A 24,444-nucleotide genomic window follows, 5' to 3' on the forward strand; every position below is an offset into this window, starting at 1 on the left:
GCTAACCTGAAAGATGACAAGCCGATGGATAAAATGAGTTACTACGATCAGGCGCAACTGGATTCAATCAAATTTCTTGAACTGGTTAAGAATGATCCCAACTACAAGAACATTGGATTAGCAGATACGGATGAATACCTGTCAGGGAAAGAAGACACATTTCAACTACCTGCCGATGAAAGAGGGCTGAACACTTCTCTTTACGGTAGACGTGGGGGTAATGATCCCCATACGGACAAGATATATCGAAAGCTGGCAGAGCTTGACAGGGAGATGAGCAAGCCTGTACCTGCTTCTATGGAAGATGATCCTTATGATATGTATCAACGCACTCCCGGCAGAGGTAATAATAGTGCAACCGTTAATTCATCAGACGTGGACAGGCTGGAGCAAATGATGAACATGATGAATCAACCTGCTGGCGAAGATCCCGAAATGAAGCAACTGAATGGAATGCTGGATAAGATACTTGATGTGCAATATCCTGAACGTGTACAGGAAAAATTGAGGCAGACCTCCCAGGCAAACAAAGGGCAGGTATTCGCAGTATCGTCAAAAACAAAAGAAAACAACATCACATTGCTCAACGCCGACCTGCCTGCGGGTGGTTCAACAAATGGCTTCTATTCGTTCACTGGCGCAACAGCTATCGAAGATTCACAGAACGCCATACAAGCGGTCATACACGAAACGCAGACTATCGTTGATGGTTCCACCGTCAAATTGCGATTGGTAAATGATGTATTCATTAACGGGGTTCATATTCCTAAAGACAACTTTATATATGGTATCGCTTCGCTCCGTGGTGAAAGATTAAGTATCAAGATTACCAGTGTGCGGTATAATAATTCATTGTTTCCAGTTGAATTAGCGGTGTACGATATGGACGGACTGGATGGCATATACATTCCCGGTGCAATTACCAGGGATGTTGCAAAGCAGTCCGCAGACCGGTCTATGCAAACCATCGGCTTGACTTCACTTGACCCTTCGTGGGGAGCGCAGGCTGCAAGCGCAGGTATAGAAGCTGCAAAGACTTTGTTCAGCAAAAAAGTCAAGCTGATTAAAGTAACTGTAAAAGCAGGCTACCAAGTGCTTTTACGTGACGAAAAGCAAAAACAATCCAATTAAATATTTGAATCACTTAAAAATTCCAAAAGATGAAAAAGATCAGTGCAGTAATGGTAATGGGAATTTTCCTGCTTATTACAACTTTCAAAGCGCAGGCGCAAACAAATACAGCCTGGCAAACGAAAGCAATTGAATCATATCATGTGGCAATTGCTTTCTCCAAAACAACCAACATTATCTTTCCCTATTCTATTGTCAGTGTAGATATAGGAAGCAGGGATGTGTTGGCTCAAAAAGCGAAGGGAGTAGAAAATATCTTGCAGATAAAAGCCGCAAAAGATAGCTTTCCTCAAACCAATATCAGCATCATTACTGCTGACGGAAAGCTCACATCCTTTCTGGTTGATTACGCCGAACAGCCTACTATACTCAATATTTCATTAGCGGGTCTGACAAAGCAAAACACCATCTCTATTCCTTCAGAAAGTATAAACCAGGAACAAATGGAGAATTACGCTTCAATGGCTTTTGAATCGAAGAAAAAGATACGGGGTATAAAGGATCAAACTTTCGGCATTCGTCTTAAACTGAACGGCCTGTTTATCCATGATGACATTATGCTGATGCGCTTCAATATTGCCAATGAAACAAATATCAACTATGATATTGACCAGCTCAGGCTTTACATCCGTGACCAAAAGAAAAGCAAAAGAACTGCTACGCAGGAGATAGAAATAGTACCCGTACTTGTACATAACAATACGACCCAAGTAATCGGGCAGTCAGATACTACCATCGTTTTTATTGTACCCAAATTTACTATTCCTGATAAGAAGTACCTCGCAGTTCAAATGATGGAGAAGAACGGAGGCAGGCATCTGGAACTGCATATAAAGAACAAGAAAATTGTAAAGGCAGCTCCGATTAATTAAAACTGAACGCTCCATTGAAACTGTTACATTCTATTTCAATTATTAGTTCTCGCTAAAAGATATGTTATGAAAATAAGGAAAGACGACTACAAGGATATTCTTGAATACCTGACTAAAAAGCGTTGGGAAGGTGAGGAATTTGTAGCCTTTCTCGATGATGTTTCTCCAGTAACTAAAGAAGATCTATTCACATTCCCCACAGAATACGATGTTAGGGAGTTCTGCTACGAAATGTCAACCGACATTGACTTTTACAACTTTCTGGCAATACGGTCGGCATATAAGACTATGCAGGAAGCTGCCGAGAACAGCAAACTAATGATTGAAAGGGAGGGCATCATTGACGTGTCCCTGATGGTAGCGGTTCGTTACGAAAGATTAGAAAGAGAACAATTAAATAACAATCAAAATTCAGAAGTTATGAATCAGAAAAATTTTGAATACCTGCGTGACCAGGTAAAGTACACCGGGTTCGGTGAAGGGTTGGAAAACGACCTGAAGCAAAAAATTCAGGAAAGAACCCCGGAGTTTAAATTGGCCTATGAAACGAAGTATGGCAACGATACTGTAAACGCTACATTGAATTTCAGCCAATCGAAGCAAAGCGATATGTATTTCTTTAATTCCTATCAGGTGAAAGTGCAAAAGGAAAATAGCTCTGAAACAATGGAGCAAACCTTCTACATCAACAAAGGCAACAACATTACCCTGAAGGAAGGGTATAACCTGATGGAAGGAAGGTCAGTGAATAAAGACCTCACCAATAAAGAAGGACAGGTGTACAACGCCTGGGTACAGATGGACTTTAAACAAAGTGATAATAACGGCAATTTCAAGCTGAAGCACTATCATGAAAACTACGGCTACGATTTGGAAGCGGTTTTATCCAAGCATCCGATCAGGGAATTAGGTAACGAGGAATACAAATCCAATCTGATGGATTCCCTTAAAAAAGGGAACCTGCAATCTGCCACGTTTCAGATCAACGGTGCGGAGCAAAAACAATACATCGAAGCTAACCCTCAATTCAAGACAATCAACATATATGATAGCAGTATGCAAAGGGTTGATAACAGACAGGCGAAAAAAGAACAGCAGTCTGAAGGTGAAAGCCAGTCAGCTAAACAAGACGGTAAAAAGGAAAGGCAGACACCTGCTGAAGATGATGGCCCTGAGATACCGAAGGCATCTAAGAAAAGGAAAAAGAACCAAAGCATCAGCTAAGCACTAAGTAGCCCCGTCTATTATAAATAGTCGTGAAGTTGAGATGGTGAAAAGGAAACTATTTATAACGTAAAAACAGATTGAAAAATGAGAAGTCAAATGTTAATGCTGCTAATATTTATAATAAGCCTTTCAGCATGTACGAAAGATAATGAAGCTGTAATATCAGAAGGCGAAAATAAAATTGCGCAGTTAAGATCACCACTTGGCGAAGCAGGTCCTGAAAACCCGGAAAATGCCTACGATAGCATAGGCTATTGGCATAATCAGATCGTGGCATACGTGCAGAACTGCAAGCCTGTTACAGACACACCTAATGTAGAGATGTCAACGCGATGTGTACTTCGCTTTTGCAGGGAAATGGAACGTATTGCCATGCCTCTATCATTTTTCTCAACAGTAAACCAGACGGTAAGGCAAAGCAACGAAAGCATCCAAACGCTTATAGCTAATTGTCCTTATGAAGAGCCAGTAAAGGCCGCCCTGGATTCGCTGGTGCAATTGATCAAACGACTTTCGGATAGGGATAGTCCCTATCCGGTGATTAAAGCCATGATTGTGAACTTTGAGAGGAGGGTAATGCAAAATAACCTGCTCAGTCCTGAAGGTCGTGAAATTGCCCTTAAAGCGGCATCGGTAGCACGTTACTCCATTTATTATTGGATGAATACGCTCCAGCCCCCGGCTCCGGCGGCGGCCTTTAAGTTTAAAAACATAGTTAAGTGGATTGCCGCCGTCACGAGTGATATAGGCGGCGCTATCGTGAGCGGCAGTGTGGAATACGCCGCCGATTGCAGCACCTATGCCTATGATCTGGTGACGTACAGTATGCCTTAGTTGATCCTCAAAAATCAGGTTATGAATAACAGTCTTGTAAACAGAGTGGAAGCAGAGCTGAACCAATGGCGTTCAAGGGAGGAACGGTTTAGCAAGCTGTTTTCTTTCAGCCTTTCAAATAATAGGGCACTGCTAAAAGAAAAGCTGGATTACTACGACCGTATTGCTGCAAAGTATAAAGGCACGCAGGATCTGGACGAGCGGTTTGCACTCAGGGTGCTAAGGCAAGAGCGCAATCGTATTGAAAAGCAGCTTTATCCTAATCTACTGATAAGGCTGCTGCGCAGGTTATTAGTTGCACCCGTTAAGGAACAAATCGTAATAAGGCAGGATAACAGGAAAACAGAGCAAAACAGCCAGGCGTTGCACCATCAGGTGCAGCGTGCTGGCTTTCCTGACCTATCTGCAAAAATTGATGAGCAGATGAAACTTGGGCAGCAACAATTTTCCATTCCTGTTTCCTATTACCTCAATGATAAAGAAAGGTTAGATCATCAGTTATCGTTCGCTAAAGATCAATCCGGTGCATACCAGCTTGAAGGGTATAAAACAACCCTGTATAATGAATCCAAACCGGAGGAAAAACGCCAGCAATACTTTACCATGCGTAACGGTAATAATGTAAATGCCACGGAGTGCTATAATCTTTTATCCGGTCGCTGCATCCAGAGCGGTGGAACTTGGATGCAACTTGATTTTAACGACAAAGACCCAAACGGAAATTTCCGAATCAAGCAATTCCACTCAGACTACGGCTACGATCTTGAAAAGGCTTTGCAGCAGCTTCCGTTAAAGGAATTGCTCAATAAAGGTGAAGCAGATAAGCTGCAATCGGAATTAAAAAATGGAAACCGTGTGTCGGTGAGCTTTGTGAAGGATGGAAATGAACAACGCTTCTATATTGAAGCTAATCCGCAGTTTAAATCAGTAAATATTTACGATGAGCATTCCAGGAAAATAACGCTTCATACAGCATTAGGCAATAAAACAATGGATGCTATGAAAGTGACGCATAAGGTCAATGAGCAGCAGCAACAAAATCATGCAAAAAAGAACGGAATGAGATTAGGGTAATAAAAGGCGTGAGCAATGGATAGGCTGTATTATTTGTCGGATTTTTTTGAAGCCATAGGAACTGATGCCCGCATCAGCATTACTCATATAGGCATTTATGCGGCTTTGTTACAGTATCGCATAAAGAATGGCTTTGCCAACCCTATCCAGGTTTTTAGTCATGAGATATTAAGCATTGCAAAATTGTCCTCTGCTATCACCTACCACAAATGCGTTAGAGAACTAAGTGAATATGGTTATATAAGGTATGAGCCGTCTTTTAATCGTATGAAGGGAAGCAAAATCTATTTTGCTGAAAGAAGCGATTAAAATAGACAAGTGATTTGGAAAGTTTTGCAAAAGCCCGCAATGGGCTTTTGTTATCTAAAAAGGAGGTGTGAGATGGAAGATGAAGTGTTGATGAGGATCACTCCAGACAAGGCGATAGAAATTTTGCGTAAAGATGGAATTGATGTCAATATCGAAGAAGCACAGATTATACTCGACTTTTTATATAGTATGGCGAACATAGTAGTTGAACAATACATAAGTATGCGGCATTGCAATGCCGAAATCGTAACTAAGACTGTAAAGTAAAAAAGCAGCTATGAAAATTGCAGACCTTTATATCAGGGTGAGTACAGACGAGCAGGCAGATAAAGGCTATTCCCAACGGGATCAGGAAGAAAGGCTGCGTAGGTATTGCAACATCAACAACATTCAAATACGCAAGGTCATTTTTGAAGACCATTCCGCAAAGACCTTCAGGCGACCTGCCTGGCAGAACCTGCTGATAGATTTGCGTAAGCAAAGGGGAAATTCAGACCTAATTCTTTTTACAAAGTGGGATAGGTTTAGCCGGAATGCCGGGGATGCTTATCAAATGATCAGCCTTCTAAGGCATCTCGGAGTAGAGCCGCAGGCAGTAGAACAGCCATTGGATTTATCTATCCCTGAAAATAAAATGATGCTGGCTTTTTACCTCGCAGCACCAGAGGTAGAGAATGACCGCAGGGCATTAAATGTATTTAATGGAATGCGCCGTGCTAAAAAGGAAGGGCGCTGGATGGGCACGGCTCCGATTGGTTATGTAAACAGAATTACTGAAGATGGCAAGAAATATATTGCGCCGAAAGATCAGGATGCTAAAATCATGAAATGGGCATTTGAAGAAATCTTTCGCAACAAACTGAACACAGAACAAATCTGGAAACAAGCCAGGGAAAGAGGATTGAAATGTAGCAAGAATAATTTTTGGGTAGCGATAAGGAACCCTATTTATTGCGGATTAATTTTCGTTCCTCAGCACAAAGATGAACAAAGCCAACTTGTACAGGGGCAACATGAACCAATTATTACCGCTTCACTATTCTTTGATGTGCAGGATGTGCTGGACGGCAGAAAGAGAAAAGCAGTAAGTAAAAAGGTAATTGCACAGGATGACATTCCATTAAGAGGTTATTTGATTTGCCCTAACTGTGGAAGGTTTTTGACCGGCAGTGCTTCAAAAGGAAGAAACAAATACTATCACTACTATCATTGCAGTTCCGAATGCGGTGTACGTTATAAAGCAGATGACGCAAACAAGTTAATGATAGAAGCCATCGGGAATGAAGTCCACAATGTTCCGCAACTTAAACTGTTTCAGGAAATTATTACAGCTACTTTCATGGATGTAAACCGTGTTGAGAAGGTAGATCAGAAACGTTTGGTGGCTCAACTGGATCAGATAAAGCACCGGCTCTCAAAGGCTCGTGAATTATTGCTGCGTGGAGAAATTGAAGGCGAAGACTATCGTACCATTAAGTCTGAAGCCAATGAAAGAATGACTGATATTGAAGTAAAGCTACAAACATCCATTTCATTTTCAGACAATATGGAATTACTATGGGATCTTCCTATTTCCAAATTGTCGCATTTAGAAGAGTTGTTTCAAAATGGAACTGTTATACAAAAAAGAAAAATCGTAAGTACACTGTTTCCCGATAACCTGACGTTCAACGGTGAAAAACTTCATCGCACAACAGTGAGTACAGCTATCAGCTTATTGACTAAAAGCAGAAAATCTCCACGGGAAATAGAGGCAAAAAGTAATGAGAACTATCAGGCTGAAAGTGTCCATCTGCACCGCAAACATGCTGTAGCCGTACTACGAAATAGGATGTAGCCGTTCTACTTAGCGTCGGGCAACTTAGCAACTATTTTTCCTTTTAACCGCTCGTTGACCAGATAAGCAAGGAAAGTGGCAAACGAAGTTATATCCTGTCCTACACTTGCCTGCTCCAATGCCTGCATATATTCAGTTCTCCTTTCCACAGGTATAACCGTCCACGGGTATCCACCGGAAGCCAACATTGCATTCATCAGAAACCGTCCTATTCGTCCGTTACCATCCATGTACGGATGGATAAAAACAAAAATGAAATGACCCAATACTGCCCTGACCGATGGCTCCGGTTCTTCTTCCAATAGTTCAAACAGAACGGGCATGGCATCTCTCATAGCATCCACGTTCAGAGGAACGTGTTTGGAGTTCCCGATATATACCTGATGGTTTCGATACCCTGCAAGGTCCGCCGCTTTTAATAGCCCGGCGGTAACGCTTGGGTCGAATAGTTGCCTGTACCATTTTGAGTGATCTTTATCCACCTGCTTTCCTGAATTGGCTCCCTTCAGTATTGCTGTGATGGTTTCCTTCACCTGCAGAAAGGCTTGGTAGTAGCCTCTGGCAGCCATAGCATCCCTTTGCTTGCGATCTTCCTCATGCGCCTTACTGTTCCACTGACCGCTGCTTACTCTTTCGATAAGTTCCGGTGTCACCCGATACCGTTCTATCGAGAGGGAGTGATAGGCATCTGTTATGTAAATGTCGTCAACGTCCTTCAGGTAGGCTTGTGAATCATCGGGTATGCCGGGAGCTTTTGGAAAGCTGGAAATAATAATCTCACGCATCTGCTGCCACATGAGCCTGATGCGATTGGCGTAGGGAGAGCGTTCACGGGAGGATAGATTAAGGTTCAGTTTGGTTTCAAAAGGATCTTCTTCCCGTATATCGTAATCTGCCTGCTTAACAGTATCAACAATCTGGTCAGCTATTTTATCCCTGTTAATATTTCTAAAAGCGCCTGCCAATCTTCCCGCAAATGTGGTGTGACCGTTTTCCAAAAGGATAGGTAGTACCTCCGAAGCATCTCTTATCAACGTAAGGGCTGTGCGGGCATCTATGGCATTCCTTGTATAAATGCTCGGTGAACTGTAAACCAAAGCAGCCGGCAGATTGTACATCCTGATTCCATTGGTTACGATGGTTTGATCCGCTGGGGGAATACCAGTCCTTAAATTGAACAGAGACGTGTTATGCGGTAAGGGCGTAGGGTTATTATTTCCTTGTGGCGAACGTATCATCAACTGTTGAGGTACTGCGCTGTTTCCCGCATGGATAAGCAGCGACTGGTCTGCTGACAAGCACCAGTCATCGCCAAATTTGTGATTCAGAAACTTTACAATAAATTCCCAATAGGAACTGTACCAGGACGTGGTTTCACCTTCCTTTTCAGCAGGATCGGTAGGTATGTACCATCCCTTTGTCACCTCACGGATAAAGCCGTTTTTAAGCAGTATCTCCCTGTATTTCCTGTTAGGCATTTCATCGGTATGGATACCGACTACACCGTTATCCTGTAATTCTTTCAGGAATTTAAGCGATTCTACCAATCTTTCGCGGGGTGTGGCCATATCGAATAGTTTGAATTTATGCGGTTAATAGGCTATTGTGTGCCTGTTATGTTATTAAACAGGGGCGTTCAATTCCTATTAAACCTTGTCGGTTTTCTAATATTAAACAAAGATGTAGCAAATTTAGTAAATTTTGACGTGATAATACTATTAAATATTGCTCATTTTCATTTTTTCTTCTTATCTTTACATAGTACCACACTTAATTTTTTAGTTATGAAAATAGCAGACCTTTATGTACGGGTAAGTACGGATGAACAGGCCGATAAAGGCTATTCGCAACGTGACCAGGAGGAACGTTTGCGGAAATACTGTGAAATCAACAATATCCGGGTTAGGAAAGTGATCTTGGAAGACCATTCGGCTAAGACTTTCAAACGACCGGCTTGGACAGGGCTACTGGGTGATTTAAGGAAACACAAAGGACATACCGACCTTATCCTGTTTACGAAATGGGACAGGTTTAGCCGTAATGCAGGAGATGCGTACCAAATGATCAGTACCCTTCGGCGGTTAGGTATCGAGCCACAGGCGGTAGAACAACCGCTTGACCTCTCCATTCCGGAAAACAAAATGATGCTGGCGTTTTACCTCGCTGCACCGGAGGTAGAGAATGACCGGAGAGCGTTAAATGTGTTTCATGGGATGCGCAGGGCTAAGAAAGAAGGGCGCTGGATGGGAACTGCCCCCATTGGTTATGCCAACAAGGTTAATGAGAACGGTAAGAAATATATTGCCCCGAAAGAAATTCAGGGTGATATAATGAAGTGGGCGTTTGAAGAACTATCTCGCGGTAAGCTCAATACTGAACAGGTATGGAAAAAAGCAAAAGAAAAAGGATTAAAGTGCAGCAAGAATAACTTTTGGGTTGCCATACGAAACCCGATATACTGCGGATTGATATTTGTTCCCAAATACAAAGAAGAAGAAAGTCTCTTGGCAAAGGGGCAACATGAACCTTTGATCTCTGAAGCCCTATTCTATGATGTTCAGGATGTATTGGATGGACGCAAACGGATTTTGGGAACAAAAGTTACAGCCGATGACAGCATTCCATTGAGAGGCTTCCTGATCTGTCCAAAATGCGGAAGGATGTTGACAGCCAGTGCATCAAAAGGGAGAACACAATATTACCATTACTATCATTGCAGTTCTGCTTGTGGTGTTCGTTACAAAGCAAAAGACACGAACGATAAAATGTATGACGAAATCAAAAAATATGTTTGGCCGCTTTCAAGACTTGAAATATGCAAAGACGTAATTACGTCAACATATAAGTCAAAAGAACGTGGAGAAAGAGATGAACAAAAAGATTTAAAGGTACAATTGCAGGAGGTAAACAACCGGGTTGTAAAAGCAAGAGAACTGCTTTTGTGCGGCGATATTGAAGGCGATGATTATCGGGCTATCAAATCTGAATGTGAGGAAAAGATCAATCGGCTGGAAGCAAAATTAAAGGCCGCTGTAAATTTCCAAACATCGGTAGAGCCTTTATGGAACAAGGCGTTTAGCAACATCGCACAGCTTGAAACATTGTATAGAGAAGGTACAGTAGAAGTAAAGCGAAAGATAGTTGGTTCGATGTTCCCTGAAAATCTCGTATTCGACGGTTGCCAACATCGAACCAAAAGATTGAATGAAATTATCAACATTATATCCTTAATAGACAAGGAATTGAAGCCAAAAAAAAATGGGACAAGTCGTTTGAATTTTGACTTGTCCCATATGGTGACCCCGCAGGGACTCGAACCCTGGACCTACTGATTAAGAGTCAGTAGCTCTACCAACTGAGCTACGGAGTCGGTGAGGTTGCAAAAGTACTTATTATGATAATATAATAGTTGTTGTATTAAGGTTTTTCCAACCATTTATTTTAATATTCCTTTTATCAACACCTGTTTTCTTTGTACCTTAACCCTCCCTAAATTACGTTCATCATGCACATGCCTGCTGCCTTCCGTGTTTATTCATTGAGTGATACGGCTATTGTTATTGATTGGGGTAATACCATTGATGAAGCCATCAACCATCAGGTACAGGCACTTTTCCAATGTTTTCAACAAGAAAAAAAAGATTTTATACGCGATGTTATTCCGGCCTATAGTAGCATTACCATCCTTTACAATCCGGTTGCTTTATGGAAACAGGGAATAGAAAATATAGAGGGGTATGTAAGGAATTTTGTGGAGGGTGTTTTGATAAACTGTACCAATAGGAAGGAGGTTGAACAGCCTATAGTACGAATTCCGGTTTGTTATGATCCGGCCGTAGCACCGGATTTAACTGCATTTTGTGCCGCAAAAAATATTACTGTAGCAACATTGATACAATGGCATAGCAATGAAATATACCGGGTCTTTATGTTAGGCTTTTTACCCGGTTTTGCCTATATGGGCACTGTTCCCGAAAGTTTGGCAATGCCGCGTAAAGCGCAACCTGCCAAACAAGTAGCTGCAGGTAGTGTAGGAATTGCAGGCCGCCAAACGGGTATTTATCCCTTTCATTCGCCGGGAGGCTGGCATATTATTGGCCAAACGCCAGAAGCCCTATTTCAACAAAACAGAAAGCAACCCGCACTGTTGCAACCCGGTAACCGGGTACAATTTGTGCCGATTGATATAGATACTTTTTATTCATTGAAACAAAACAAGAACACGTGTCTGTAGTTGTCATTAAACAGGGAATAGCCGATTCTATTCAGGATACCGGCCGATATGGCTGGCAATACCTCGGCATTAATCCCGATGGTGCCATGGACAAAACTGCCGCTGCCGTAGCAAATATTTTAGTGAACAATTCCCTGGAATGCCCGGTGATTGAAATGAGTTTCCCGGCTCCCGTTTTGCTATTTGAGCAGCAGGCATTGGTAGCGTTGAGTGGTGCCGATTTTTCTGCCTGGGTGAATGATGTACCCATTCCATTGAATACACCTTTTATCATTCAAAAAAATTGTGTGTTGCAATTTAAACAGGTAAAGTCTGGCGCTTGGTGTTATTTAGCTATTCATACTGGCTTTGCATTAGAATCATGGATGGGAAGTTTTAGTACCAATACCCTTGCCGGATGTGGCGGCTATAAAGGCCGCTATTTAAAAAAACACGATGAATTGCTGTTACAGGAATCAATAGATTACAGTGGTTTATTAGAGGGAAAAGATGTATTTATTTTTCATATTCAGGCCGATGCCAAACAATGGTATTTGCATACCGACGCAATACCTGTGATAGTGAGTAAAGATTGGAAAGATTTATCGACGCAGGCACAACAACTTTTTCTCAATAACACCTATACTGTTCAATCCAATAGCAACCGAATGGGTTATTATTTACAAAGTGAACCTATACAACTACATTTGCCTGTTACGGTATTATCTACTGCCGTTACCAATGGCACCATACAATTACTGCCTAACGGACAGTGCATTGTGTTAATGGCCGGGCATCAAACAACGGGCGGATACCCCATTCCTGCAACGGTGTGCAGCGCCGCTATACCTACATTGGCGCAAATAAGGCCGCATCAAACACTACGTTTTAAAAGCGTATCACTACATGAGGCACACCAACTCATGCAGCAACAACAACAATATTTACAGCAACTGCAGTATGCAGCGGCAGCAACACTCAACAAATTATTTACGGACTATGCTATCCATTGATTTGAATTGCGATTTGGGCGAAGGTATGAATACCGATGCCCTGCTGATGCCCTTTATTTCCAGTGCCAATATAGCCTGCGGATTTCATGCCGGAGATGCTGCCACCATGCGCAAAACGGTAGCATTGTGTTTGCAGTATGGGGTTGCCATTGGTGCCCATCCCGGCTTTAACGACAAAGCCAATTTTGGCAGAAAGCCCATACCGTTAACTGAACCGGAGTTATTGGTATTGATACAACAGCAAATAGAAGCATTACAGCAAATTTGCGAAGCAATGGAAACCTCCTTGCATCATATAAAACTGCATGGTGCATTGTATAATATGGCATCGGCTGATGTGGTACTGGCAGGACAGATAGCCAAAATATTGCATACTTTATACCCCAAATTAATCGTATATGCACTGAGTGGCAGTTATTTAATGGATGCCTGCAAGGATATAGGATTGCAAACCGCAGCTGAGGTATTTGCCGACAGAACTTATCAGGATAACGGCCAATTAACACCGCGTTCAGCACCTCAAGCACTCATTGAAACAACGGAGGCGGCTTTGCAGCAAGTATTAACAATGGTACAAAACAGGCAGGTAACAACCCTTTCGGGAAATAAAATATTCATTGCTGCCGATACGCTTTGCCTGCATGGTGATGGGGCACATGCAGTAGATTTTGCTAAAACCATTTATCATACACTCAAACAAAACGGCATTGACATCCAAACCCTCTAAAACAAGTACAGCCATTATTGGTGCGGCTTTTTTAATGGCAACATCGGCCATAGGGCCGGGATTTTTAACACAAACCACCGTGTTTACCAAGCAGTTGGGTGCGGCTTTTGCCTTTGTAATTGTAATTACTATTTTAATAGACATTGCCGTACAGCTCAATATCTGGCGTATGATTACCATGAGCCATTTACGGGCTCAGGATCTGGCCAATCAACTGTTTCCGGGTTTGGGTTATGTATTGGCAGCTATGATTGTATTCGGAGGCATTGCTTTTAATACCGGTAATATTGCCGGGGCAGGTTTAGGTATACAGGTATGTACCGGCTTACCCACCCCCATTGGTGCTGCCATCAGTGCAGCCATTACATTGTTCATTTTTTGGCAGAAAGATGCAGGCCGTGCCATGGACGTATTTACCAAATACATGGGAATATTAATGATTGTATTAGCCTGTTATGTAGCCTTTGTAGCCCATCCACCCGTTGCAGATGCTATGGTGCAAATGGTATGGCCCGGCAAAGTGAGTGCACTCGCCATTATTACCATTGTAGGTGGTACGGTAGGTGGTTATATTTCTTTTGCGGGCGCCCATCGTTTATTAGAAGTGGGTATTACCGGTATTACTAATCTTGGAAAGGTAAATAAAGGCGCTGTTACGGGTATTGTGCTAACGGGAATTATGCGGTTTGTTTTGTTTTTGGCAGCACTGGGTGTGGTGGTGCAGGGTAAGTGGATAGATGCTGCTAACCCTGCGGCATCGGTATTTAAAATTGTTGCCGGCAATATGGGTTATTTCTTTTTTGGAATGGTTATGTGGGCAGCTTCTATTACCTCGGTTATTGGTGCATCTTTTACAGCCATTTCATTCATTAAAACATTTCATCCTGCAATTGAAGCACAACAAAAAATATGGGTAACAGGTTTCATACTACTATCTACCGGAATATTTGAATGGATAGGCCAACCTGTTAATGTATTGGTATGGGCCGGTACAGTGAATGGGTTTATTTTACCCCTGGCATTGGTGATTATTTTGTTAGCTGCGCTTAAATATCGTATAACTCCGAATTACCGGCATGCATTGTGGTTACAAATAGTGGGATGGATAGTGGTGGCGGGAATGTTGTGGATGATTATAGGGATTTATTAAAAATAAAAAAATAGCATTGCTATACCAACAATGCTATCATGTAATAATCATTTGTTTATTTACTGCAACACTTTTTCTATATGAGTTAGCTTCCCATCGGCATTAAACCCTTCAATAATAATTTTTAATTTTTTGCTGATGTCGTTATTATAAAAATCTAATTTCAACTGTGGACTTTTCTTGTTGGTTAACACATAAGGGTTCCAATAAAGGGTGCTTCTTACATCATCGCCAAACGCATCATTCGATTTGTCGTAATCAGGGCTGAAGAATTGTTTAAACTTAGTATAACCGCCTAAAATGGTATTATCTAACCCCGGTGTATTGGCGTTGTTATTGCGTTTGCTATCATTGCCTCTTTTGGTATAAATAGCAATGGCACCACCACTGCCACCGCCCATGGAGCCAAAGAAAGGTGGGCGAAATACTTTGATGTACGCAATATCTGTAATGGGTAGGCTTTGAATCATATCGGGCTGAGCCGGACTTTCATCTAAATATAAATCGGGTGTGCTGCCCCGCCAGGTTAAAGTGGGCGTTCCGCCGCCATAATTAATTTGTAAGCCTGCTACCTGCCCCTGCAGGTAAGTAAATACATCTAATGCGCCATTGGCCCGAGGGTCGTCCATAACATCAAACCCATAACTATCGCCGCCGGAGAAGAGGCCTGTTGCATATTTTTCATCCAGTACCTGTAAGGCACTTTTTACCTTAGCACGTACAGTTACTTCCTGCAGCGTTGCAGAGGCCATTAATTTGCGCAGCCTTTCCTGTTCTTCCATAAAATATTGCATACGGCGCAGTGCCATACTATCTGTCCAGTTGGTTAAACTGCTGCTGATGTTTACATAACGGGGTTGCAGGTTAAATAACCCGTTTGAAAAACTAACTACTGCACCGCTATTGCCACTGCGTTTGCCATTGAGCATGTAAAACAGTTTAACGGTATCGTAAAAGAAAACACCATCCTGTTCAAATGAACCATCTTTATGCACGGGTAATAATAAAAACTGTTTACTGCTGTCTTTCCCTTGTACAATCACATTTAAAAAAGAAGATTCGCCACCGGTATAATTACTGCCATACACTTTACCTTCTATTTTTAAATAGTTGGTTTCCGGGGGAAATTTAATATTGGGTACTTTTTGTGCTGCCAAATCGCTCCAGTTGTAACGGCGCCATCCATTGGTCATCATCACCAAATCTAAATGATGGGTAACACTGTCAGCATCGCTGGAAAAGTAATAAGCCGGATTGTGTACTTTGCCTTTAATATCATCACTCAATAAAAAATCCGAGTAAATAGAATGTTTATCATCTACCGGCACATCGGCATCGGTAACGGCAATAGACATATTGGCAAAAGCAGTATCAGATACAAAAAACTCAATGGTGTTTTTTCCGCGTTTATCTAAATTTACCAATGGCGTGCTGATGCGGGGGTTGAAGATATAGTTTTCATTATTCACAAAAACAATTCTTTCTGCCACAGGCTGCCAGTTGGCATTAAACAATGTAATTTGCAAAATGCCGGTGGGTAATTCTGTCGTAGGCAAATCGGCCACTACACTGGTTTTAGCCGAAAAATTAATTCTTGATTTGTACACTAATTGCTGATTCATTTGCGCCATGAGATACATGGTTTTGTACAAAGGATCATCCTTGGCGGTGCGCTCTACAAATACAATGGCTTTATCGCTGGCGGATTGTACAGAAAGGGTGGCACCGTTGGGTAATGCGGCAGGTAATGCGGTTGTGCCGGTTTGGCCATTTTCATCTAACCAGTTAATTTGATAGGTTTCGCCGGCTTTGGGTTCAACTGAAAAGCTGCCCATGCCATCATGTTCCGTTAAAAACGAATCTACCAATGCCTGATGGTTGTTTTTAATGGCCCCTTTAATATATACAGGATTGCCAAACTGATCGGTAGCTTTAAAGGCAACGCGGCTATTCAGCCCTTCTACCAGATTACCTCCTTCGGGGAACAGGTATACCTGTGTTTTCGGCAAGATAATATTGGCTTTAACCTGTGGTTGTATTACGGGAATGGAACGCTGATACAAAAAAACGGTATCAAAATTCAGCATCCAACGAGTGTAAGCCCTTAATTGCAGGGTTTTTCCGCTGTAATTGGTCGGCACTTCAAACGAGCCCGAAGCGGTGGCCTGAAAAAGCGGTGCTACAGAATGCATGAGTAAGGTGCCCGATGCATCATACCAGTCTACATAAAAGTTTTTGCTGATAAACGAAAGGTCAATGCCTGTCATTAAATAGGCTTTATACCAAATGGTTTCGCCTTTATTGTATGCTCCCTTATCGAACTGAATATGTATTTTTTCCTGAGGATACCTGTTGGCATACACATCCATCATAGAGTCTAATACCTGTGCTTTTGTAGAAGATGAAAAGCTAAGCAGTGTGCAAAAGCCTAAAACAGCAAGCATTTTGTTCATGTAATACAATTTATTTTGACGAGATGTAATTGCTTTCTATTCAAAAAAGGCATAAGAAAATGCCTCATGGTTTTTAAACAAGCAATATAGCAAATAAACACTATTTTGATGTGTGCTAAAAAACAAACCTACTTATAAAAATAAGCAGGTTGGGTTATAATTTTATTAAAGCGGGAAGAATAGGCCAGCTTAAAGTATGCTGTAACTCATGGAGCCATCTTTTTCATCTTTAATTTGAATGCCCAGGGCCAATAATTCATTCCGGATGGTATCGCTGGTTACAAAATCTTTTTTTGCTTTGGCCTGTTTGCGTAGTTGCAACAATAAATCCATTACCTGATTTAGTTTGCCATTGTAAGCGGGTATTGGATTTTGTAATCCGAAAATATCTTCTAAAAATAGTTTCATTTGTTGTTGTAAGCGCAGTAGGGTGGCCGATGTTAAACAATTGGCTGGTAATTGTTTGTTTTTTAGGGCATTGATAACAGGTGCCAGCTCAAACATATTGGCCAATACTTTGGCAGTGCTTAGGTCATCGTCCATAAACACAGAAAATTCATCTATTTGTTCCTGCACTTTTTTGTCTAACTCAACATCTCCGGCTACATCATTATCGGGTAAGGATAATGCCAATAAATTAGAATAGGCTTCCCACAAACGTTTTAATGCTTTTTCTGATGCCTGCAGGGCTTCATTGCTAAAATCGAGGGTAGAGCGGTAATGTGATTGCAGGATAAAGAAACGGATGGTCATGGGATGGTATGCCTGTTCTAAAATGGGATGATTGCCACTAAACAACTCGGTCAATTTAATCACGTTGTTATAGCTTTTACCCATTTTTTTACCATTAATGGTAATCATGTTATTGTGCACCCAATAACGGGCAGGAGGTTGATGGTTGCAAACCGAGCTTTGGGCAATTTCGCATTCATGGTGCGGGAACTCCAAATCCATCCCTCCGCCATGTATATCAAATTGTTTACCCAAATATTTGGTACTCATGGCCGAACATTCAATATGCCAACCGGGAAAGCCCTCGCCCCAGGGGCTGGTCCAGCGCATAATGTGTTCGGGCGGGGCCTTTTTCCACAACGCAAAATCGTTTTTGTTTCTTTTTTCGTCCTGATTTTCTAATTGGCGGGTAGTTTCTAACTGTTCTTCAATATTTCTGCCACTGAGTATGCCATAGGGTTGGCCAATTTTAGAAAAATCGGTATTGTACTTTGCCACATCAAAATAAACCGAACCATTTACAACATAAGCATAGCCATCGGCAATAATTTGTTGAATCATATTAATTTGCTCTACAATATGACCGGTAGCAGTGGGTTCTATACTGGGTGGCAGGGTATTGAATTGTTGCATGGCCCAATGAAACAGGTTGGTGTATTTCTGCACCAGCTCCATGGGTTCTAATTTTTCCAACATAGCTTTACTGCTAATTTTATCTTCTGCGGCGCGGCCTTCTTCTTCAAAATGACCGGCATCGGTAATATTGCGTACATACCGTACTTTATAACCTAAGTGTAAAAAATAGCGATACAGAATATCGAAACTAATATAAGGGCGTGCATGGCCCAAATGGCTTTCGCCGCTAACAGTTGGTCCACAAACATATAAGCCCACGAGTCCCGGCGTAATGGGGGTAAACACTTCTTTTTTGCGGGTAAGGGTATTGTACAATTGTAAAGGCATAGAAATATTTAAATAGCGGTCATTATTCAATTACAGGCTGCAAAAGTAGCCAATCGTTGCAGTAGCAGCAAACGGAATATAAAGCGGGAAAGGGGTTTTATTTTTTCAGTGCCACATCACTTACCAGCATAATATGATCGCTTAGGTCTTCATCAACCATATCAAATTGCCGGATGGCAAAATGAGGGTCGGTTAAAATATAGTCAATACGCAGTGTTGGTGCAAGGCTAATAAAACTGCGGCCAATGCCAAAACCTTTTGCCAAAAAAGCATCCTGCATGTTTTCACGAATATGGAAATAAGTAAAGCTGTTGGGCACATCATTAAAATCGCCACAAATTAAATAAGGATAAGGGCTTTCGTTCAATTTGTTTTTTACAATGATGGCCTGTGCGGTTCTTCTTCTAAAAGCCAGTAGCATTTTTTGAATAATGCCTTTGGAGGCAGCCAGTGCTTCTTCATTTTGTTGTTTAATTTTCTCCATGCCATCATAATCATCCTGGTTAAATTTATAAGATTGCAAATGGGTGGTGAAAACCCGTATGGTATCGTAGCCTTTTACAATATCGGCATAAATAAGGCTTTCGGCTGTTTTAAAGGGGATGCGTTCGGAACGGATAATGGGGTATTTGGAAAAGATGATACAGCCTGAATGATAGTGATTGTTGCGGCGATAGTCTTTCGAGAAGCAATGATAGGGAAAACTATCAGCGAACAAGCCAATATTATTAGCTGTTGGATTGGCATTGTCGGCATGGTTAAACTCCTGCATGCAAACCACATCGGCATTGAGTTTTTGAATAGTGAGGGCCAGATCGGTACGCACCTGTTGTTTAGCAGCCTTGCTTTTACTGAGGCCATTAAAGCTTTGCACATTCCAGCTAATGATGCGCAAACTGCCGGCAGGTTTTGTTTTTGAAAATCCTTCTTTTATGTTACCGGCAAACATTACCTGTATTTGCTGATAGCTGAGTAATAGTGCCAGCAGCGGCATCCACACATATTTCGGCTTTACGATAATCCAGAAAATAGCAGCAAAAATGAGGATTAAAGCCAGGTAGGGCATGGTAATGGCAATAAAGCTGATGGGGGTAAAATATACGGGGTTTACCCACGGACTTAAACAGCCCAGTAAGTAAATAAAAATGACCAGCAGGTTAATACCAATTACTATACGTTTTATAAAAGGCCTGATGAATGCCAATGCCATTGCATAAAAATAACAATTGTTGGTGGAAGGGCAAAAGGAGAAAAGCAGAAATATAATTGTTGTATGTCACCCTATTTGGGTACAGTGACACTATCCATGACTTTGCTACCCGACCCCACGCAATTTTTAGCACATGGCAAGGCACACAAAACTCAGACACAATGCCAACCTTGCCAAGAGCTAAAAATGCCAACGCACTACCCACCCACCCCAGCTGACGAATAATCTGTCATTTGTTTGTAAAAATGTCGTTGTAATTATCAATAACCCATGCTTAGAATTTTGGATATTACTTCATTTTGAATCGACAGGCAAGTATTTTGATAATTGTGAAGGTGCAATCAAACAGTTAAAAAAGTATTTACCTGATTTTGAAAAAACAAGTAAATATTTTACAAAGCAAGACAACGATATTTATTTAAAACTAAAACCTAAACTGAAAACAGCCATTGCAAATGCAAAAAAGTTAAAAGCATTTGACTTGGATAATCCCAAAACGGCAATGACTCAAATGCAGCTGCTATACGAGACCGACGAAATGAAGTCGATTATTAATGTTTAATAAAGCCTACAGCTAACAACTAAGGCTTCGTTGGGTGCGTAGCGCCAACAATGAAGCCGCCTGTTGAACGAAACCGGTAAATTATCCGGGTGTTTATTGATTATGGAGTTATCGTTTTGCTACTGTGTTGCTGTAATTGAAAATCGGGGGGTATTATTTTTTTCAATTCTTTGTTTACTACTGTGTGCCGTTATTGTAGTAGCGGTTATGTTCTTGCAGGCACAGCAATTCCCTTACCCGCATTTAGCAGGCATTCCTTTTTGCACCGGCCTTATGCTGCGGTGGTGGCCCCCGTTTGCCAAAGGTGATGATGGTGATTAATATGCCTGTTTTGCAACAAGGGCAGCAATGTAGTTTTGTTGTACTGTCATTTTTTGGTGTTGGCAACTTTAACTGTTTTTTTAAGGCAACAAACTTTGCCCGCTTCCAGGTAGTGCTGCGTATGCCGTAATGCCTGATGCGTACAAAGCGCAGGGGTAAAATGTGCATAGCAAAACGCCGGATAAATTCCGGGTTGCTCAGCGTCATTTGTTTTATACTGCCATGGCCTTTATAATCTTTGTAGTGGAAGGTGGTATTGGTTTGATCTACCTGTTGCAAACGGTGATTGCTGATAGCAATTTTATGGGTGTACCTGCCTAAGTATTCTATTACCTGCTTTGGTGCGCCAAAAGGGCGCTTGGCATACACTACCCAATTTTTGGCAAATAAATGATTGATGAGTGTTTTATCTGTGATACCCTTTTGCCTGAGCAGTGCAACATACTTTGCACGGTACACATTGCTCAAAGCTTTTGCCGGAAACAAATATTTTCCATTGGCAGTAATGGTTTTAAAATGACCCTTTGCATCTACGCCTGCACCCGGTACAATACAATGCAGGTGGGGATGCAGGCTAAGCGTTTGTCCCCAGGTATGCAGAATGGCAATCATGCCGCCTTGTCTTGTCCTGATTTACGTTCGCCGTTTGCGGACACACAACACAACAACAGAGTGTTGTATATCTGTAAATTGCTATTTGAAAAATAATTCATCGAATCTGAATTACGCCACTCCATTTTTTCTTCTTTTATTTGCAAATGGAATTAACGGAAAAAAAAATTATCATCATCACGGCGCCATCGGGTGCAGGTAAAACTTCTATTACCCGATATCTTTTAGCAAAATATCCCAAATTAGCATTTTCTATTTCCGCTACTACCCGTTCCCCTCGAAGCAATGAGCAGAATGGAAAAGATTATTATTTTATTTCTATCAACAATTTTCAGGAAAAAATTAAAGCAAATGAATTTGTTGAATGGGAAATGGTATATGAAGGAAAATATTATGGCACCCTGCACGCAGAAATAGAAAGAATTTGGCAGGAAGGAAAAGTGCCGGTTTTGGATATTGATGTGAAAGGCGCCATTCATGTACAACAACAATATCCCAACAATACCTTGTCCATTTTTATTGAAGCGCCCAGTTTGGATGATTTAAAAAAAAGATTAGAAAGCAGGGGCACAGAAACCCCGGATAGTATTGCTACCCGTATGAATAAAGCCAGGTATGAAATTTCTTTTAAGCACCACTTTAATATAGGAATTGTAAACAAAGAATTAGAGCAGGCCTGCCGGGAAGCAGAAACTGCCATCCGCCAATTTCTGGGCTGGTAATGAGCGGGTATTGCTATTTTTTCCTGATGTATTGGTAATAAAATTATTGGCCTTCCTTCTTTATTCTTCCTGCAATTATCCTACCTTGTTTCATTAAATGAACAGGATATGCTATTTCAAAATAAGACCGTATTCATTACCGGTGCCAGCAGGGGCATCGGCAAGGCAATAGCGTTAGAACTGGCAAAACAAGGGGCTAATATTGTGATTGCTGCTAAAAGCACAGAAGAAAACCCCAAATTAGGCGGCACTATTTTTTCTGCAGCTAAAGAAATAGAGGCAATAGGCACCAAGGCTTTGCCCATAAAAACCGATATTCGATTTGAAGAACAAATACAACAAGCGGTAGAAATAGCAGTAGAAGCTTTTGGCGGAATTGATATTTTAATCAATAATGCTTCTGCCATTCAATTATCTGATACTCTCTCCACCGAAACCAAGCGCTTCGATTTAATGCACAGCATTAATGTACGGGGTACTTTTCTGGTTACACAAGCCTGTGTTCCTTATTTAAAAAAAGCACCCAATCCACATATTTTAACCTTATCACCACCTCTGAATATGCAGCCCAAATGGCTGGCGCCACATATTGCGTACACCCTTACCAAATATAATATGAGCATGATGGCCATTGCCTGGGCACATGAGTTTAAAGAGCTGGGTATTGCATCCAATGCTTTGTGGCCAAGAACCACCATCGATACGGCTGCGGTACGTAATTTATTGGGCGGCGTTGCGTTGGCTAACCAAAGCCGAACACCACAAATCCTGGCCGATGCTACTGCTATCATCCTGCAAAAAAAATCAAAAGACTGCACAGGCAATACGTTTATTGATGAAGCAGTACTGGCAGCAGAAGGCATCACTGATTTAGATAAATATGCTGTGGTACCAGGTGCCACACTTTTCAACGATTTATTTGTATAAATCGATATTTTTATTAGTACATTTCCATTTTTTATACAACCAAAACTAACTACTTATGAAAAAATTTATTATTCTGTTGCTTGCAGACAGCCTGCTATGGCTGTCTGCTCCATTTGCTCAAACACCGCAAAAACCCAATGCACTCAAACAAACTGCCATGGCCGATTTGCAAAGCCAGTATAACACCTACAAAAATGTAGCCTTACAAATTTGGAACTTTGCAGAAGTGGGCTATAAAGAAGTAAAGAGTTCAGCACTGCTGCAAGAACAACTTAAAAATGCAGGCTTTTCTGTTGAAAGCGGAGTGGCCGATATTCCCACTGCTTTTGTGGCTACCTATGGTAGCGGTCAGCCTGTGATTGGTATATTGGCTGAATTTGATGCCTTACCCGGTTTATCTCAACAGGCTGTTGCTGAAAAAGAGCCGGTTGCCGGACAGGCAGCGGGGCATGGTTGCGGACATCATTTATTTGGCACGGCTTCAGTAGCTGCCGGAATAGAAATACAAAAATTAATAGCCTCCAACCAATTAAAAGGAACTATAAAAGTATATGGTTGTCCGGCCGAAGAAGGCGGCAGTGGCAAAGTGTATATGGTGCGTGCAGGATTATTCAATGGGGTAGATGTAGTATTGCACTGGCATCCCGGCGCAGAAAATGGCGTAACCATGACCAGTGCATTAGCCAACATCTCTGCCAAATTCAGATTTCATGGTATTGCTGCACACGCTGCAGCATCGCCCGAAAAAGGCCGCTCTGCTTTAGATGCCGTTGAAGCTATGGATTATATGGCCAATATGATGCGGGAACATGTGCCTCAGGAAACCCGTATTCACTACATTATTACCAATGGCGGCAAGGCGCCCAATGTGGTACCCGATTTTGCTGAGGTGTATTATTATGTACGCCACCCCAATAAAGAGCAGGTAAAATCTATTTTTGACAGGTTGGTAAAAGCCGGGCAGGGTGCAGCATTGGGCACCGGCACAACCATGGATTATGAAATTATTGGCGGAACGCATGATTTGCTGTTGAATAAAACACTGGCCAATGTAATGCAGTCTGATTTAGAACAAGTGGGCGGCGTTACCTATACGCCAGATGAAGTAGCATTCGGTAAAAAATTACAGGCCACTTTTAATTTTAACGTACCACCCATTGAGTCGGCTGCTACCATTAAACCATTAAAAGAACAGGAAGATGCCGGCGGCGGCTCAACCGATGTAGGCGATGTAAGCTATACAGTGCCCACCGTTGGCTTAAGGGCTGCTACCTGGATTCCAGGCACTCCTGCGCATAGCTGGCAGGCCACTGCCTGTGGAGGAACTGAAATTGGCACCAAAGGCATGATGGTAGCCGCTAAAACATTGGCATTAACTGCCATTGATTTATACCAAAGTCCGGCTTTGATTGATGCAGCTAAAAAAGAATTTGTGCAAGCCAAAGGCAATTACCAGTACAAAGCATTGTTGGGCGATAGAAAGCCTGCTTTACATTACCGCGATTAATTGTGTAATATTTTGATATTAAATCAACCGCTTTCTGCTAAAGTAAGC

The 24,444-nt window shown here is 41.7% G+C and carries 20 protein-coding genes, 1 tRNA gene and 1 pseudogene; 16 read left to right on the top strand and 6 right to left on the bottom strand.

All coding sequences use genetic code 11. The features are described from left to right. The 7 genes from traM to JK139_RS13780 all read left to right on the top strand — a co-directional run. On the top strand, positions 1-1,131 hold a 1,131-nt coding region (gene traM / locus JK139_RS13750), incomplete at its 5' end, for a conjugative transposon protein TraM (protein ID WP_218331642.1). 29 nt (positions 1,132-1,160) lie between these two features. Continuing rightward, a complete protein-coding gene (gene traN / locus JK139_RS13755) occupies positions 1,161-2,003 on the top strand; it encodes a conjugative transposon protein TraN (RefSeq protein ID WP_054282497.1) in 843 nt (280 codons plus the stop codon). A 66-nt stretch (positions 2,004-2,069) separates the two neighbouring features. Beyond that, positions 2,070-3,227 (top strand): hypothetical protein, encoded by a 1,158-nt coding sequence (locus JK139_RS13760; RefSeq protein WP_228733239.1) that lies wholly within the window; start codon positions 2,070-2,072, stop codon positions 3,225-3,227. 87 nt (positions 3,228-3,314) lie between these two features. Further along, positions 3,315-4,064: a hypothetical protein gene (locus tag JK139_RS13765; protein WP_157444940.1), complete on the top strand. Its 750-nt coding sequence runs from the start codon at positions 3,315-3,317 to the stop codon at positions 4,062-4,064. A gap of 21 nt (positions 4,065-4,085) precedes the next feature. Next, positions 4,086-5,138 carry a hypothetical protein gene (locus JK139_RS13770; RefSeq protein ID WP_133176883.1) on the top strand — a complete coding sequence of 351 codons (1,053 nt, stop codon included), beginning with the start codon at positions 4,086-4,088 and terminating at the stop codon, positions 5,136-5,138. 15 nt (positions 5,139-5,153) lie between these two features. Next, the gene (locus tag JK139_RS13775; RefSeq protein ID WP_054282494.1) at positions 5,154-5,447 is read left to right on the top strand and encodes a hypothetical protein; all 294 of its coding nucleotides are present in this window, start codon (positions 5,154-5,156) and stop codon (positions 5,445-5,447) included. Positions 5,448-5,751: 304 nt separating this feature from the next. Then, a complete protein-coding gene (locus JK139_RS13780; protein ID WP_218331643.1) occupies positions 5,752-7,284 on the top strand; it encodes a recombinase family protein in 1,533 nt (510 codons plus the stop codon). A 5-nt stretch (positions 7,285-7,289) separates the two neighbouring features. Here JK139_RS13780 and JK139_RS13785 read toward each other — a convergent pair whose 3' ends face one another. After that, positions 7,290-8,852 (bottom strand): Fic family protein, encoded by a 1,563-nt coding sequence (locus JK139_RS13785; protein WP_054282493.1) that lies wholly within the window; start codon positions 8,850-8,852, stop codon positions 7,290-7,292. Positions 8,853-9,068: 216 nt separating this feature from the next. On the opposite strand from JK139_RS13785, the gene JK139_RS15910 reads away from it, so the two are divergent. Beyond that, positions 9,069-10,616, top strand: coding sequence for a recombinase family protein (locus tag JK139_RS15910; RefSeq protein ID WP_394369759.1), 1,548 nt, complete (start codon positions 9,069-9,071; stop codon positions 10,614-10,616). Here the strand turns inward: JK139_RS15910 and JK139_RS13800 are convergent. Then, positions 10,579-10,654: transfer RNA gene (locus tag JK139_RS13800), tRNA-Lys, on the bottom strand. The genes JK139_RS15910 and JK139_RS13800 overlap by 38 nt on opposite strands. A 135-nt stretch (positions 10,655-10,789) precedes the next feature. Here JK139_RS13800 and pxpB point away from each other — a divergent pair. The 4 genes from pxpB to JK139_RS13820 are packed head-to-tail and all read left to right on the top strand — an operon-like array spanning position 10,790 to position 14,387. Next, the gene (gene pxpB / locus JK139_RS13805; protein WP_218331645.1) at positions 10,790-11,518 is read left to right on the top strand and encodes a 5-oxoprolinase subunit PxpB; all 729 of its coding nucleotides are present in this window, start codon (positions 10,790-10,792) and stop codon (positions 11,516-11,518) included. Continuing rightward, a complete protein-coding gene (locus JK139_RS13810) occupies positions 11,509-12,510 on the top strand; it encodes a 5-oxoprolinase subunit C family protein (RefSeq protein ID WP_218331647.1) in 1,002 nt (333 codons plus the stop codon). The genes pxpB and JK139_RS13810 overlap by 10 nt, the downstream gene beginning before the upstream one ends. Further along, positions 12,497-13,237: a 5-oxoprolinase subunit PxpA gene (locus JK139_RS13815; protein ID WP_218331650.1), complete on the top strand. Its 741-nt coding sequence runs from the start codon at positions 12,497-12,499 to the stop codon at positions 13,235-13,237. The genes JK139_RS13810 and JK139_RS13815 overlap by 14 nt, the downstream gene beginning before the upstream one ends. Next, positions 13,218-14,387 carry an NRAMP family divalent metal transporter gene (locus JK139_RS13820; RefSeq protein WP_228733240.1) on the top strand — a complete coding sequence of 390 codons (1,170 nt, stop codon included), beginning with the start codon at positions 13,218-13,220 and terminating at the stop codon, positions 14,385-14,387. The genes JK139_RS13815 and JK139_RS13820 overlap by 20 nt, the downstream gene beginning before the upstream one ends. A 59-nt stretch (positions 14,388-14,446) precedes the next feature. Here the strand turns inward: JK139_RS13820 and JK139_RS13825 are convergent, their stop codons facing one another. The 3 genes from JK139_RS13825 to JK139_RS13835 form a co-directional block, all read right to left on the bottom strand. After that, on the bottom strand, positions 14,447-16,840 hold the full coding sequence (locus JK139_RS13825) for a hypothetical protein (protein ID WP_218331652.1): 2,394 nt from the start codon (positions 16,838-16,840) through the stop codon (positions 14,447-14,449). 189 nt (positions 16,841-17,029) lie between these two features. Continuing rightward, positions 17,030-18,535 (bottom strand): cysteine--tRNA ligase, encoded by a 1,506-nt coding sequence (gene cysS / locus JK139_RS13830; RefSeq protein ID WP_074419478.1) that lies wholly within the window; start codon positions 18,533-18,535, stop codon positions 17,030-17,032. Positions 18,536-18,632: 97 nt separating this feature from the next. After that, positions 18,633-19,745 carry an endonuclease/exonuclease/phosphatase family protein gene (locus tag JK139_RS13835; protein ID WP_074419467.1) on the bottom strand — a complete coding sequence of 371 codons (1,113 nt, stop codon included), beginning with the start codon at positions 19,743-19,745 and terminating at the stop codon, positions 18,633-18,635. Between the two features lie 226 nt (positions 19,746-19,971). On the opposite strand from JK139_RS13835, the gene JK139_RS15915 reads away from it, so the two are divergent. Next, on the top strand, positions 19,972-20,307 hold the full coding sequence (locus JK139_RS15915; RefSeq protein WP_394369760.1) for an RloB domain-containing protein: 336 nt from the start codon (positions 19,972-19,974) through the stop codon (positions 20,305-20,307). Positions 20,308-20,550: 243 nt separating this feature from the next. Here JK139_RS15915 and JK139_RS13845 read toward each other — a convergent pair. Then, positions 20,551-21,243: pseudogene (locus JK139_RS13845) on the bottom strand (IS91 family transposase); the annotation flags it as partial. Positions 21,244-21,386: 143 nt separating this feature from the next. Between JK139_RS13845 and gmk the strand changes: the two are divergent. The 3 genes from gmk (at position 21,387) to JK139_RS13860 (ending at position 24,396) form a co-directional block, all read left to right on the top strand. Further along, positions 21,387-21,962, top strand: a complete 576-nt coding sequence (gmk, locus tag JK139_RS13850) for a guanylate kinase (protein WP_218331656.1) — start codon at positions 21,387-21,389, stop codon at positions 21,960-21,962. A gap of 108 nt (positions 21,963-22,070) precedes the next feature. Beyond that, entirely contained in the window at positions 22,071-22,889 is an 819-nt protein-coding gene (locus JK139_RS13855) for an SDR family oxidoreductase (protein WP_218331658.1), read from the top strand. 55 nt (positions 22,890-22,944) lie between these two features. After that, a complete protein-coding gene (locus JK139_RS13860) occupies positions 22,945-24,396 on the top strand; it encodes an amidohydrolase (protein WP_218331660.1) in 1,452 nt (483 codons plus the stop codon). The last annotated feature ends 48 nt before the right edge of the window (positions 24,397-24,444 follow it).

It is taken from the genome of Hydrotalea lipotrueae (assembly GCF_019249625.1).
In the GTDB taxonomy this organism is placed as follows: Bacteria; Bacteroidota; Bacteroidia; order Chitinophagales; family Chitinophagaceae; genus Hydrotalea; species Hydrotalea flava.

Bases quoted from the DNA above. Each gene is read 5' to 3' on its own strand.
- JK139_RS13765 (WP_157444940.1), top strand. From the start codon at position 3,315: ATGAGAAGTCAAATGTTAATGCTGCTAATATTTATAATAAGCCTTTCA.
- JK139_RS13775 (WP_054282494.1), top strand. From the start codon at position 5,154: ATGGATAGGCTGTATTATTTGTCGGATTTTTTTGAAGCCATAGGAACT.
- JK139_RS13785 (WP_054282493.1), bottom strand. From the start codon at position 8,852: ATGGCCACACCCCGCGAAAGATTGGTAGAATCGCTTAAATTCCTGAAA.
- JK139_RS13825 (WP_218331652.1), bottom strand. From the start codon at position 16,840: ATGAACAAAATGCTTGCTGTTTTAGGCTTTTGCACACTGCTTAGCTTT.
- JK139_RS13835 (WP_074419467.1), bottom strand. From the start codon at position 19,745: ATGGCATTGGCATTCATCAGGCCTTTTATAAAACGTATAGTAATTGGT.
- traN (WP_054282497.1), top strand. From the start codon at position 1,161: ATGAAAAAGATCAGTGCAGTAATGGTAATGGGAATTTTCCTGCTTATT.
- JK139_RS13770 (WP_133176883.1), top strand. From the start codon at position 4,086: ATGAATAACAGTCTTGTAAACAGAGTGGAAGCAGAGCTGAACCAATGG.
- JK139_RS13860 (WP_218331660.1), top strand. From the start codon at position 22,945: ATGAAAAAATTTATTATTCTGTTGCTTGCAGACAGCCTGCTATGGCTG.
- gmk (WP_218331656.1), top strand. From the start codon at position 21,387: ATGGAATTAACGGAAAAAAAAATTATCATCATCACGGCGCCATCGGGT.
- pxpB (WP_218331645.1), top strand. From the start codon at position 10,790: ATGCACATGCCTGCTGCCTTCCGTGTTTATTCATTGAGTGATACGGCT.
- JK139_RS13855 (WP_218331658.1), top strand. From the start codon at position 22,071: ATGCTATTTCAAAATAAGACCGTATTCATTACCGGTGCCAGCAGGGGC.
- JK139_RS13760 (WP_228733239.1), top strand. From the start codon at position 2,070: ATGAAAATAAGGAAAGACGACTACAAGGATATTCTTGAATACCTGACT.
- cysS (WP_074419478.1), bottom strand. From the start codon at position 18,535: ATGCCTTTACAATTGTACAATACCCTTACCCGCAAAAAAGAAGTGTTT.
- JK139_RS13815 (WP_218331650.1), top strand. From the start codon at position 12,497: ATGCTATCCATTGATTTGAATTGCGATTTGGGCGAAGGTATGAATACC.
- JK139_RS15910 (WP_394369759.1), top strand. From the start codon at position 9,069: ATGAAAATAGCAGACCTTTATGTACGGGTAAGTACGGATGAACAGGCC.